Consider the following 12,487-nt stretch of genomic DNA (forward strand, 5'->3'; position numbering starts at 1 on the left):
GGACGAGGCCTCCCGCTGAGCCCGCGCGGGTGAGGGAGGGGGCGGGCGTGTCCGGTCCGATGAGTTCGGGCGGCGGGCCGGGTCTACCTTCCACGACGTCCGGACCGCCCGGCCCGGACGCGTGGGACGGTCCGACGAGGAGAAGACCATGCAGAAGATCACCCCCTGTCTCTGGTACGACGGCAAGGCCGAGGAGGCGGCCGAACACTACGTCGCGATCTTCGGCGGTGACTCCCGCATCCTGGACGTCACCCACTACGGCGAGTCCGCCCCGGGCGAGACGGGCTCCGTGCTCACCGTCGGATTCCGGCTCGCGGGCCAGGACTACATCGGTCTCAACGGAGGCCCGCAGTTCCCCTTCACCGAGGCGATCTCGCTCTCCGTGGACTGCGCCGACCAGGCCGAGGTGGACCGGTTCTGGGACGCGCTCTCCGAGGGCGGCGAGGAAGGCCAGTGCGGCTGGCTCAAGGACAAGTACGGGGTCTCCTGGCAGATCGTGCCGAACGAGCTGCCGCGCCTGCTGGCCGACCCGGACCCGGCGAAGGCGGATCGGACCATGAAGGCGATGCTCGGCATGGGCAAGCTGGACATCCAGGCACTGCGCGACGCCTGAACGGACCCCGGCCTCCCTGGCGCACCGTCGCCGGGTGGTGGGCATCCTGACGGGTCCCGCCGGGCGGGTCAGCCCAGCGGATGGCCGATCAGCATCGTCGGAGCCCCCGCCACCCGGGTCAGGAACACCGTCGCCGCGTGCGGACCGCTCAGCTTCATCCGGCGACGCAGCTCCTCCGGCTCCACCGCCGAGCCGCGCTTCTTGACGGTCAGTACGCCGACCTCCCGCTCCCGGAGCAGCGCCTTCAGCTTCTTCATGTTGAACGGCAGCCGGTCGGTGATCTCGTACCCGGAGACGTACGGGGCGGAGTACCGCGTATCGCTCGTGACGTACGCGATCGTCTCGTCCACCAGCCGCCCTCCGCACCGCTCCACGATGTCGGCGACCAGATGCGCCCGGATCACCGCGCCGTCCGGCTCGTACAGATAGCGCCCGACCGGGCCCACCGGCGGGGCGGGCAGCGGTGCCGGGGCGGTCAGGGTCGCCCCGGAGGGCAGCAGCGTGGCCCGGAACGCGCCGGGTGCGAAGCCCTCCCCGTACCAGAGCACCGCCTCCTTCACCTCGCCGCCGTCCGAGATCCACTCGGCCTCCGCCTCCGGGCCGATCGCCTCGTGCGGCACGCCCGGGGCGATCTTCAGCGCCGCCCTCGGGGCCTTCAGCGCGGCGGCCGCCGCCCACGACAGCGGCGGTGAGTACGCCTCCGGATCGAAGATGCGGCCGCGTCCGCCGCGCCGGGCCGGGTCCACGAACACCGCGTCGTACGGGGCGGTGTCGATCTCCGTGACATCGGCGCACCGCACCTCGATCAGCCCTTCCAGGCCGAGCGCTTCGGCGTTGGCGCGGGCCACCTCGGCGGTCAGCGGGTCGCGGTCCACGGCCAGGACGGAGATCCCGGCGCGGGCCAGGGCGAGGGCGTCGCCGCCGATGCCGCAGCACAGGTCGGCCACGCTCCGCACGCCGAGCCCGGCGAACCGCGCGGCACGGTGGGCGGCGACCGACGTACGGGTGGCCTGCTCGACCCCGTTGGGCGTGAAGTACATCCGGTAGGCGTCCTCGGCCCCGAACTTGGCCACCGCCCGCTGCCGCAGCCGGGCCTGACCCAGGGCCGCCGACACCAGCTCCGCCGGGTGCGTACGGCGCAGCCGGGTCGCGGCGGCCAGCTCGTCGGCGGGATCGTGGTCGCGCAGCTCGGCCAGCAGCTGCTCGCCCTCGGGGGTGCGCAGCGCGGCGAAGGCGGCGCGGGCGGGGTCGTCGGCCGGGGCGGAGGGGGTCGTTGCGTTCACCCGGTCCATTGTGGCCGGTGCGTGGAGTGCCGCTCCCCGCACCGCTGAAGGCCGCTGTGGGCCGGCCGGGGGACGGGGCCGCACCGCTCGCGGTGTCGGGGCGGGAGGCGGGCCGACGGCTGGCAGGATGCGGCGCCATGCAGCTAGTACGACAAAAAGAAGAATCGGCCATGAAGTGGCACAGGACGGGCACCGTCGTGCTGGCGGCCCTGCTGGCCGCCGCCGTCGCCTCCGGGTGCGCGGCGGAGACGGGCGGCAGTGGCACGGGGACTTCCGGCGGACCCGCGAAGCCCGCCGCCGGCCAGCCGGGCGAGGCCGCTCCGCAGGCCGGGCCCGCCCGCGCCCTGGACACGTACGCCGAGGCGCTCAGGAAGAAGCAGGCCCGACGAGCGGTCGCCGCGAAGAAGTGGGGGCTCGCCAAGACCCCGCTCGCGGCCCCCGAGCCGCCGAAGGCGAAGCCGCGCCTCACCACCCGCGAGGGCTTCGAGGTCCGGGACGACGGCGGGCTGCCGCCCGTCTTCACCACCGTCCCGACCAAGGAGAAGATCGTCTTCCTGACGATGGACGACGGGGCGGAGAAGGATCCCGAACTGCTGCGGATGATGACCGAACTGGACATCCCGTACAGCGCGTTCATCAGCGACTACGTCACCAAGGACGACTACGGCTACTTCAGGAAGATGCAGAAGCGCGGGGTGGTCATCAGCAACCACACGCTCAACCACCGCTATCTGCCCGGCCTCTCCCGCGCGGAGCAGAAGCGGGAGATCTGCGGCCAGCAGGAGAAGATCCTCAAGCACTTCGGGAAGCGGCCCACCCTCTTCCGCCCGCCCTACGGCAACTACAACCGCGACACGCTCGTCGTCGCCAAGTCCTGCGGGATCACCGCCGTACCCCTGTGGTCCTCCGAGGCCTTCCCCGACCACATGGAATGGCGCGAGTGGGACCGGGACCTGCACCCCGGCGACATCGTCCTCACCCATTTCCGGGGCGAGGACGACTGGAAGGGCTCGATGCCCGACATGATCCGCCAGGTCATGAAGACCATTACCGACAAGGGGTACGCGGTGGCGAAGCTGGAGGACTACGTCTGACCCGCGCCCCACCCCGTATCCGACCCGCGCGTGCGCGCCCGGCCCCCCGCCGCGCGCGCACGCGTCGCTGTCGCCCCCGCTGCGGCATCTCCGCACCGTCCCCGTCGTACGGAACGCGGCGCTCCGCCCCCACGTTGTCCGGAAGGGTGATCCGACGGAGCCGCGATCGAGACGGCGCGAGGGTGGTGAATTGGCACTCCGCTTGACCGAGTGCTAATCGCGGTCATAGTCTCAGGTCTGGCACTCCCCCCTGGAGAGTGCCAGCACCACCTTGCGCGACAGGGCAGGTCCGGCACCCGCGACGACGGGCCGGTCAGGTCGCCGCCCACAGACTGTTAAACCCCGTGAGATCTCCGAAGGGGGAGACCGGATCGTGTCGACCACCAGCTCCAAGGTTGCGATCAAGCCGCTTGAGGACCGCATTGTGGTCCAGCCGCTCGACGCCGAGCAGACCACGGCTTCCGGCCTGGTCATTCCGGACACCGCGAAGGAGAAGCCCCAGGAGGGCGTCGTCCTCGCCGTGGGCCCGGGCCGCTTCGAGAACGGCGAGCGGCTTCCGCTCGACGTCAAGACCGGCGACGTCGTCCTGTACAGCAAGTACGGCGGCACCGAGGTGAAGTACAACGGCGAGGAGTACCTCGTCCTCTCGGCCCGCGACGTTCTCGCGATCGTCGAGAAGTAATTCACCCACGTTTGCTTGTGTTCTGCGCCCCTGGCCCCCTGCGAAATAACTAGCCGGGCGGCGAGGGGCGCAGTTCATTTTGAGAGGGAACACAGCCCATGGCGAAGATTCTGAAGTTCGACGAGGACGCCCGTCGCGCCCTTGAGCGCGGCGTCAACAAGCTTGCCGACACGGTCAAGGTGACGATCGGCCCCAAGGGCCGCAACGTCGTCATCGACAAGAAGTTCGGCGCTCCGACCATCACCAACGACGGTGTCACCATCGCGCGTGAGGTCGAGCTCGACGACCCGTACGAGAACCTCGGCGCGCAGCTCGTCAAGGAGGTGGCGACCAAGACCAACGACGTAGCGGGTGACGGCACCACCACCGCGACCGTCCTGGCCCAGGCGCTCGTCCGCGAGGGCCTGCGCAACGTCGCCGCCGGCGCCTCCCCGGCCGCCCTGAAGAAGGGCATCGACGCCGCGGTCAAGGCCGTGTCCGAGGAGCTCCTCGCGACCGCCCGCCCGATCGACGACAAGGCCGACATCGCCGCCGTGGCCGCGCTCTCCGCGCAGGACCCGCAGGTCGGCGAGCTCATCGCGGACGCGATGGACAAGGTCGGCAAGGACGGTGTCATCACCGTCGAGGAGTCCAACACCTTCGGCCTGGACCTGGAGTTCACCGAGGGCATGGCCTTCGACAAGGGCTACCTGTCCCCGTACATGGTGTCCGACCAGGAGCGTATGGAGGCCGTCCTCGACGACCCGTACATCCTGATCCACCAGGGCAAGATCGGCTCCATCCAGGAGCTGCTCCCGCTCCTGGAGAAGGTCATCCAGGCCGGCGCCTCCAAGCCGCTCCTGATCATCGCCGAGGACGTCGAGGGCGAGGCGCTCTCCACCCTCGTCGTCAACAAGATCCGCGGCACCTTCAACGCCGTCGCGGTGAAGGCCCCGGGCTTCGGCGACCGCCGCAAGGCCATGCTCGGTGACATCGCCACCCTCACCGGTGCGACCGTCATCGCCGAGGAGGTCGGCCTCAAGCTCGACGGCGCCGGTCTCGACGTGCTGGGCACCGCCCGCCGCGTCACCGTCTCCAAGGACGACACGACCATCGTCGACGGCGGGGGCAACTCCGAGGACGTCAAGGGCCGCGTCAACCAGATCAAGGCCGAGATCGAGTCCACGGACTCCGACTGGGACCGCGAGAAGCTCCAGGAGCGCCTCGCGAAGCTGGCCGGCGGCGTGTGCGTCATCCGTGTCGGCGCCGCCACCGAGGTGGAGCTCAAGGAGAAGAAGCACCGCCTCGAGGACGCCATCTCCGCCACCCGCGCCGCGGTCGAGGAGGGCATCGTCTCCGGCGGTGGCTCCTCCCTCGTCCACGCGGTGAAGGTCCTGGAGGGCAACCTCGGCAAGACCGGCGACGAGGCCACCGGTGTCGCGGTCGTCCGCCGCGCCGCCGTCGAGCCGCTGCGCTGGATCGCCGAGAACGCCGGCCTGGAGGGTTACGTCATCACCTCCAAGGTCTCCGAGCTCGACAAGGGCCAGGGCTTCAACGCCGCCACCGGCGAGTACGGCGACCTGGTCAAGGCCGGCGTCATCGACCCGGTCAAGGTCACCCGCTCCGCCCTGGAGAACGCCGCGTCCATCGCGTCGCTGCTGCTCACGACCGAGACCCTGGTCGTCGAGAAGCCGGCCGAGGAAGAGGCCGACGCCGGGCACGGCGGCCACGGCCACTCCCACTAGTACGGCCGCACCGCTCGGTACGCCGTTCGGTACGCCCGAGGCCCGGCACTCCCGTCGAGGGGGCGCCGGGCCTCGGTGCGTCCCGACTCGACCGCACCGCACCGCACCGCGCCGACCGTCCCGACCGCGCAGAGAGGCGGGCGAGGCCGCTGCCGCGGACCGTCGAAGCGGCTACCGCGGGCCGTACTTGCGCCCCGTCCGTGAGGTGACCCCGCCGAGCAGGCCACGCGGGGCGACCTTCACCAGACCCATCAGCGCCTTGTAGCGCGGGTCCGGGATCGACACCGTCTTCCCCCGCGTCAGATCCGTCAGCGCGGACGCCACCAGCTTGTCCGCGTCGAGCCACATCCAGCCCGGGATGTTGTCCGTGCCCATCCCGGCCCGCTCGTGGAACTCCGTCCGCACGAACCCCGGGCACAGCACCATCAGCCGCACCCCCGACCCGGCCAGATCCCGCGCCACGCCCTGGGTGAACTGCACGACCCACGCCTTCGACGCCCCGTACGTACCGCGCGGCACGAACGCCGCCACCGACGCCACGTTGACGACCCCGCCCCGGCCCCGCTCCCTCATCCCGGTGACGGCGGCCGAGGTCAGCCGCAGCACCGCCTCGCAGTGCACCTTCAGCATCGTCAGCTCATCGGCCATGGACACCTCCAGGAAGCGCCCCTTGTTGCCGAACCCGGCGTTGTTGACCAGCAGGTCGACCGGGTGCGTGCGCTCCGCGAGCCGCTTCTCGACCGCCTCGATCCCGCCGTCCGTGGACAGGTCGGCGCTCAGCACCTCGGCCTCGATGCCGTGCCGGTCGTGCAGTTCGGTGGCCTGCTCGCGCAGCCGCGCGGTGTCCCGCGCCACCAGCACCAGGTTGTGCCCCTGGGCCGCGAGCCGCCGCGCGAACGCGGCCCCGATGCCCGCCGTCGCGCCCGTGATCAGTGCAGTCGTCATACGCGGCACGTTAGTGCCCCGCGTGTTCCGGTGGCCCACCCGCCCGCTGCCCCGCGCCCCCGCGGCGCCGGCTCCGGCCTCTTCCCGTCCACGTCCAGGGCCCGGAACCGCACGTCGTGCACAGGGAGGGGAGATCCCTCAGTACGGGTCAGGGCGCGGCGGCGAAGGACAGCATGCGGGCCTCGCGCACGGGCTTGTGGTTCTCGTCGCCGCTCACGGTCGTCGACGTCAGGACGAGCCGTCCGTCGACGTAGGCCGTGTGCCCCATGAACATCTCGTACTCCCACGCGGCGGTCGCCGCCGGGTGCTTCACGACCTCCGTCTCCGTGCCGGCGCCGCGCGGACCCATGAGGAAGGTCCGGCCGGGGGTGCTCGGACCGGCGGCCTCGTAGATGCGCATCGACGTGCCGTCCTCGGCGCGCAGCGCGTACAGGTGGCGACGATCGTCGGACTTGATGCCCCACAGGAACTTCCCGGTCCTCACGTCGTACGCGCCGACCTGTGCGGTGCCGCCCAGCATGATGAGGCCCTTGTCGACCGAGGCGCCCCGGCAGGGCTGGATGTCATCGCCGCCTCCGTTTCCGGCACAGTGCTCGAACCCCTTGTCCCGGGCGTCGAAGGTCACGCGGTGCTTGCCTCCCGGATCCAGGACCGTGATCCGCCAGTCGCTCGCGGTGTCCTCGTTGTTGTAGGTGGTGAAGACGACCGGGTCCATGGAGATCAGGGCGCCGAAGCTCCAGCCGGTCTTCGTCCGGTGGCGCCACAGGACCTTGCCGGTCCGGGGATCGAACTCGCGCAACTGGCCGTAGTTCTTGCTCCGGTCCATGGAGACCATGCAGTCGGAGCTCACCAGCAGCCGGGCGGCGCCGCCCGCCACACCGGTGGGGAAGCACGCCCCCTTCTTCTCCGAGGGGATCTCGTGGAGCTTGCTCCCGTCGTCCATCCGGTAGGTGACGGCCCGCTGGCCCCGGGCCACGGAGAGGACATCGCCGCTGATGGCGCTGTAGACGATGAACGTACTGTCCTCGTCACCGGGCTCGTCGAGCTTCTTGTGCCACCCCTGCTTCCCCGTCTTCAGATCGATCATCTGCATCTGGTTGCAGAGATTGCCCCGCTCGTTGTCCGGCCTCTCGTGCCGGAAGACCACGACCTTGCCGTCGGGCGTCGGGTTGGCCGGTGTCTCGCACACGGAGGAGGGCAGGTCGATGTTCCAGACCTCGGCGCCGTCCGAGAGCCGGTAGGCCGTGACCTTCCGGTACAGCGCCTGGACGGCGGTGTCGCCGACGATCCACAGGTCGTGGACCTTGTTGATCTGCTTGGGGATGTCGGCCTGGTCGTCGGCGATCCACGCCGACGACTCGCCCGGCTTCCGCGCGGCCGACACCTCCGCCGTCGTCGGAATGCGGCCCGGCTTCGGGGCGCCCGCCGCAGGCGTACGGGACGGGGACGCCGAACCGGAAGGGCCGGGCGACTTCTCCGCCACGGGCTTCGCGGGATCATCCCGTCCCCAGTCGGTGAGGCCGTACACCCCGCCCGCCACGACCACGAGCACCAGCGCCACGACCGCGGCGATGACCGGCCCCGGGCCGAAGCGGCGACGGCCCGGCGGCGGCTCGGCCGGCGCCCCGAGGTCCGGCCCGGGCGGTGGCCCGTAGCCCTGCCCGTAGCCCGGCCCGGGCGGCGGCCCGCCCCCGGGATCGGCGCCCTCCGAGGCGTACGGGTTGCCCGGCACGGGCTGCTGCGGCGGGCCCGGGGTGTACCAGGGCTGCTGCGGGTCGGGCATGGTCTTCCCCCTGAGACGGGCCACGTGGCCCGAAGACCTCTCCTCGGGCACAGGTCACTGGTGGTGGACGCACCGCACACCGGTCCAGTTCCCGCCGCGAGGCCCCCACGCACCGCGACGGATGACGCCACGTCACCGGGCCGGGCCGCCGCTTCCCCCGGACCGGACCGACCGCCCGCCCGGTCCTCAGCCCTGCCGCGCGGCGTACTCCCGCGCCGTGCGCAGCGCCTCGGGATGCAGAGCATCACCGGCGGCCAGCAGCGCGGGCAACAGGGTGCGTTCGGTCGTCACCGCCCGGAACTGCAGGGCGGCGGTGACCTCGTGGTCCGGCCGGTGCACGATCTCGATGGGGTCCCCGGCACGGACGGCGCCCGGTTCGATCACCCGCAGGTACGCGCCGGTGGCGGCCCGCTGGGTGAACCGCCGGACCCATCCCCGCTCCCCGAGGTGGTGGGCGAAGGTCCGGCACGGGATACGGCCCGAGGTCACCTCCAGGACGAGGTCCGCGCCCACCCGCCAGCGCTCGCCGATCCGCGCGCCGCTGACGTCCAGACCGAGGGTCGTGAAGTTCTCGCCGAAGACTCCGTTGGCCAGCTTCCTGCCGCCCAGCTCCCGCTCCCAGGCGTCCAGCTCCTCCCGGGCGAAGGCGTACACCGCCTGGTCGCTGCCGCCGTGATGGCGCAGGTCGCACACCGCGTCCCCGGCCAGCCCGCTGCCACCGCCACCGGCCCTGGGCCCGGGGTCGAGGACCTCGACCGGGCCCTCCACCGGTCGCTTGTCGATCCCGGTGACGCCACCCGGGCCGTCGGTCTGTGCGGAGGGGCGGGGTTTCCCGATGTTCACGGTCAGCAGTTTCATACGGTCACGCTAAGGGCTGCCCCGCAGGGCTTTCGTTCCGGATCACGCCGGGGTCGACCCGGACGGAAGGGCCTGACCCACTCCGCCCTCCCCGGGACCTCAAAGGCCCTTCTCGTGAACTCGCCCCGCCCCCAAGAATTCCTTATGATGGCAGCGTGATCGAAGCCCGCCACCTCCGTGTCCTGCGCGCCGTGTCCACCACCGGCTCGTTCTCCGCCGCAGCCCGTGAGCTCGGCTGCACCCAGCCCGCCGTCAGCCAGCAGATGAAGGCCCTGGAGTCGTCGGCGGGCACCACGCTGCTGATCCGCACCGGCCGGGAGATGCGCCTCACGCAGGCCGGTGAGGCGCTGGTACGGCACGCCTCCGGCATCCTCGCGGGGCTGACGGCGGCCGAGGAGGAGGTCGCCGCCATCGCCGGACTGCGGGCCGGCCGGGTCCGGCTGGTGTCCTTCCCCAGCGGCAGCTCCACCCTGGTCCCGGGGGCGCTCGCCGCCCTGCGCGCCGAACACCCCGGCACCCGGGTGTCGCTCGTCGAGGCCGAGCCGCCGCGCTCGGTGGACCTGCTGCGCGAGGGCGACTGCGACATCGCGCTGGCGTTCCGTTACGGGGCGACCGGCGGCGAATGGGACGACCTGGTGGTCCGGCCGCTGCTCACCGACCGGCTGATCGGCCTGGTCCCGGAGGGGCACCGGCTGGCGGAGGCGTCGAGCGTGTCCATCGGCGAGCTGGCCGAGGAGTCGTGGATCGCGGGCTGTCCGCGCTGCCGTCGGCAGCTGGTCGAGGTCTGCGAGGAGTCCGGCTTCACCCCGCGCATCGACTTCGCCACGGACGACTACCCGGCGGTGATGGGCCTCGTCGGGGCCGGGCTCGGAGTGGCGGTGCTGCCGGAGCTGGCTGTCGAGTCGGTACGTCCCAAGGGGGCCAGGGCCGTGCCGGTCGAGCCCGCGATCGAGCGGGAGATCGTCGCGCTGACCCTGCCGGACCTGGCCCGGGTCCCGGCGGTGGCGGCCACCCTGGACCAGCTGTCGCGCACGGCCGCCCGCTGAGGCCGGGCGGGCCGCGGCGCGCGCCGGGTCCCGCGGCCCACGGGCCGCGTGGGGTCCGGCCCCGCTGCGGCCGGTCGCGGGCCGGATCGCCGAAGGCGTCGGGAGAAACGTTTCTGCGTTCGATTGCTGCGTACGGGTGTCAGGTGGCGCCGGGGCCCGGGCCGGCGGCGGGAGCGCCGGAGGGCGCCGCGGTGATCAGTCGGGTCCTGGCCCGGCCCATCAGCTCTTCGCGCTCGTCCTCCGTCAGGCCGCCCCACACCCCGTAGGGCTCCCTCACGGCCAGGGCGTGCGCCGCGCACTCGGCCCGTACCGGGCAGCGCATGCAGACCTCCTTGGCGGAGGTCTCGCGGGCGCTCCGGGCCGCGCCGCGCTCACCCTCGGGGTGGAAGAACAGGGAGCTGTCCACGCCTCGGCAGGCGGCGAGCAGCTGCCAGTCCCACAGGTCTGCGTTGGGTCCGGGAAGGCGGGAGAAATCTGCCATTGCTTGTCCCCTCGGAGCTGTGCTGCGTCGGAAGCGGCATCCTCGACCGTCTGTGATCGGCGGCCTGCTGTGTTCGGACCGTCGGTGATCGGTGTGACCGGAGTCTCGACCGTACATCTGCGGTGCTAGTAGATGTAAATATGACTGATTGCGAATCTAGCCACAGACACCCTCGAAAGGGAAGAAATAGTGCCGAAAAGGGCACGCCAAGGAGTGAAAATTCGGTTGACGGGTGAATCACCCGTGCCGTTCTCCTCCGTATACGGCCCTTCACGTAGAGTGCCGAACTCGGCCGCCCGACCCGTAACTCTTTCGAGTGACCGTCGTTAAGGGAACGGATGCGGTTGACGGATATCCGGCTCGGGCACATGTCCGAGGGGGTCAACCGCACAGGTGACGACTTGTATCAGCCTGGAGGCTCAAGGTGACGCGCATCAGCTGCGGAGGACGGTCATGACATCCGTCCTCGTCTGCGACGACTCCCCGCTTGCCCGAGAAGCGCTCCGTCGCGCGGTGGCCACCGTGCCCGGCGTCGAACGCGTGACGACCGCGGCCAACGGCGAGGAAGTCCTCCGCCGCTGGGGTGCCGATCGTTCGGATCTGATTCTGATGGACGTACGCATGCCCGGCCTGGGAGGTGTGGAGACCGTCCGGCGGCTGCTCTCCGCCGACCCGGGGGCCCGGATCATCATGCTGACCGTCGCCGAGGACCTGGACGGCGTCGCGCTCGCGGTCGCCGCCGGGGCCCGCGGCTATCTGCACAAGGACGCCTCGCGCGCCGAACTGCGGGCCACCGTCACCCAGGCGCTGGCCGACCCGACGTGGCGGCTGGCCCCGCGCCGACTGCGTTCCGCCGAGATGGGGGCGGCCCCCACGCTCACCGCGCGGGAGATCCAGGTCCTCGAAGGCATGAGTCACGGCCGCTCCAACGCGGAGATCGGCCGTGAGCTTTTTCTCTCCGAGGACACGGTCAAGACCCACGCCCGGCGCCTGTTCAAGAAGCTCGGGGCCTCGGACCGCGCCCATGCGGTGGCCCTCGGATTCCGCTGGGGCCTGGTCCGCTGACGACCGGTCCGGGCCGCGCCCCGTCCGCGGACCGCGGACGGGGGGCACGGAGCGGGCCACCGGCTCCGCACCCCGTATCCGGATGCCCGCTCAGCGGTGCCGTGTGACGCTTCCCGGCCGATGACGCATCCTTGAGTCGTGGAGTTCCTCAGGAACGATTCGGTCGAGCGGAAGGGGAGGGCGCAGGACATGACATCCGGCGCACCCGCTCATAACGCTTCGGTGCACAACTCGGGACGCGATGGAGCGGACCGGACGGCGTCAGGGCACCATGGTCCGATGCGCGATGACGAAACCACGGTGATCGGTGCCCTCGTGCACCGGGCCGTCGACGGCGACGCGCAGGCCACCCATGATCTGCTGGCCCACGTCCATCCCCTCGCCCTGCGCTACTGCCGCTCCCGGCTGAACCGCCTCCCCGGTGACGCTCGCCACTTCGTGGAGGACCTGGCGCAGGAGGTCTGCGTGGCGGTGCTGATGGCGCTGCCGCGCTACAAGGACACCGGAAGACCCTTCGAAGCCTTCGTCTTCGCGATCGCCGGGCACAAGGTCGCCGACCTCCAGCGTGCCGCGATGCGCCACCCGGGGTCGACCGCCGTCCCCTCCGACGAGATGCCGGAGAGGCCCGACGACTCCCTCGGCCCGGAGGAACGCGCCCTGCTCAGCAGCGACGCCGCCTGGGCCAAGAAGCTCCTCGCCAACCTCCCGGACAACCAGCGCGAGCTGCTGGTCCTGCGTGTCGCGGTCGGGCTGACGGCGGAGGAGACCGGTCAGATGCTCGGGATGTCCCCGGGTGCGGTCCGGGTCGCCCAGCACCGCGCGCTCAGCAGGCTCCGGGCGCTCGCCGAGCAGTAGGGCACCCTGCGCCGGCCTCGCCGGAGACGCTGCGGGAAGCAGCTGTAGGAAGCTACAG

Annotated in this window: 12 protein-coding genes; 7 read left to right on the forward strand and 5 right to left on the reverse strand. The window is 71.5% G+C overall.

The features are described from left to right. Positions 1 to 148 precede the first annotated feature (148 nt). A complete protein-coding gene (locus tag PSQ21_RS21785) occupies positions 149 to 613 on the forward strand; it encodes a VOC family protein (protein WP_274032264.1) in 465 nt (154 codons plus the stop codon). Positions 614 to 681: 68 nt separating this feature from the next. Here PSQ21_RS21785 and PSQ21_RS21790 read toward each other — a convergent pair whose 3' ends face one another. Next, positions 682 to 1,905 carry a THUMP-like domain-containing protein gene (locus tag PSQ21_RS21790; RefSeq protein WP_274032265.1) on the reverse strand — a complete coding sequence of 408 codons (1,224 nt, stop codon included), beginning with the start codon at positions 1,903 to 1,905 and terminating at the stop codon, positions 682 to 684. Between the two features lie 161 nt (positions 1,906 to 2,066). Here PSQ21_RS21790 and PSQ21_RS21795 point away from each other — a divergent pair, with 161 nt between their 5' ends. The 3 genes from PSQ21_RS21795 to groL all read left to right on the forward strand — a co-directional run bounded on the left by PSQ21_RS21795 (position 2,067) and on the right by groL (position 5,396). Next, the gene (locus PSQ21_RS21795; RefSeq protein ID WP_274032266.1) at positions 2,067 to 2,990 is read left to right on the forward strand and encodes a polysaccharide deacetylase family protein; all 924 of its coding nucleotides are present in this window, start codon (positions 2,067 to 2,069) and stop codon (positions 2,988 to 2,990) included. Positions 2,991 to 3,363: 373 nt separating this feature from the next. Next, positions 3,364 to 3,672: a co-chaperone GroES gene (gene groES / locus PSQ21_RS21800; protein ID WP_003966899.1), complete on the forward strand. Its 309-nt coding sequence runs from the start codon at positions 3,364 to 3,366 to the stop codon at positions 3,670 to 3,672. Between the two features lie 98 nt (positions 3,673 to 3,770). Continuing rightward, positions 3,771 to 5,396 carry a chaperonin GroEL gene (gene groL / locus PSQ21_RS21805; RefSeq protein ID WP_274032267.1) on the forward strand — a complete coding sequence of 542 codons (1,626 nt, stop codon included), beginning with the start codon at positions 3,771 to 3,773 and terminating at the stop codon, positions 5,394 to 5,396. A 171-nt stretch (positions 5,397 to 5,567) separates the two neighbouring features. Here the strand turns inward: groL and PSQ21_RS21810 are convergent, their stop codons facing one another. The 3 genes from PSQ21_RS21810 to PSQ21_RS21820 form a co-directional block, all read right to left on the reverse strand. Further along, complete coding sequence (locus PSQ21_RS21810; RefSeq protein WP_274032268.1) at positions 5,568 to 6,341, reverse strand: SDR family NAD(P)-dependent oxidoreductase; 774 nt, start codon at positions 6,339 to 6,341, stop codon at positions 5,568 to 5,570. Positions 6,342 to 6,489: 148 nt separating this feature from the next. Beyond that, positions 6,490 to 8,124 (reverse strand): outer membrane protein assembly factor BamB family protein, encoded by a 1,635-nt coding sequence (locus tag PSQ21_RS21815; RefSeq protein ID WP_274032269.1) that lies wholly within the window; start codon positions 8,122 to 8,124, stop codon positions 6,490 to 6,492. Between the two features lie 186 nt (positions 8,125 to 8,310). After that, the gene (locus PSQ21_RS21820; protein ID WP_274032270.1) at positions 8,311 to 8,982 is read right to left on the reverse strand and encodes an MOSC domain-containing protein; all 672 of its coding nucleotides are present in this window, start codon (positions 8,980 to 8,982) and stop codon (positions 8,311 to 8,313) included. A gap of 155 nt (positions 8,983 to 9,137) precedes the next feature. Here PSQ21_RS21820 and PSQ21_RS21825 point away from each other — a divergent pair, with 155 nt between their 5' ends. Beyond that, positions 9,138 to 10,028: a LysR family transcriptional regulator gene (locus tag PSQ21_RS21825; RefSeq protein ID WP_097870359.1), complete on the forward strand. Its 891-nt coding sequence runs from the start codon at positions 9,138 to 9,140 to the stop codon at positions 10,026 to 10,028. Positions 10,029 to 10,167: 139 nt separating this feature from the next. On the opposite strand, the gene PSQ21_RS21830 is transcribed toward PSQ21_RS21825, so the two are convergent. Beyond that, positions 10,168 to 10,509, reverse strand: coding sequence for a WhiB family transcriptional regulator (locus tag PSQ21_RS21830; RefSeq protein WP_274032271.1), 342 nt, complete (start codon positions 10,507 to 10,509; stop codon positions 10,168 to 10,170). 453 nt (positions 10,510 to 10,962) lie between these two features. Between PSQ21_RS21830 and PSQ21_RS21835 the strand changes: the two genes are divergently transcribed. Both PSQ21_RS21835 and PSQ21_RS21840 read left to right on the forward strand, forming a co-directional pair. After that, positions 10,963 to 11,574, forward strand: a complete 612-nt coding sequence (locus PSQ21_RS21835; RefSeq protein ID WP_003948568.1) for a response regulator transcription factor — start codon at positions 10,963 to 10,965, stop codon at positions 11,572 to 11,574. Between the two features lie 279 nt (positions 11,575 to 11,853). Next, the gene (locus tag PSQ21_RS21840; protein ID WP_018960265.1) at positions 11,854 to 12,429 is read left to right on the forward strand and encodes a sigma-70 family RNA polymerase sigma factor; all 576 of its coding nucleotides are present in this window, start codon (positions 11,854 to 11,856) and stop codon (positions 12,427 to 12,429) included. Positions 12,430 to 12,487 lie beyond the last annotated feature (58 nt).

Origin of the sequence: Streptomyces sp. MMBL 11-1, from assembly GCF_028622875.1 — a bacterium.
Classification (GTDB): Bacteria; Actinomycetota; Actinomycetes; order Streptomycetales; family Streptomycetaceae; genus Streptomyces.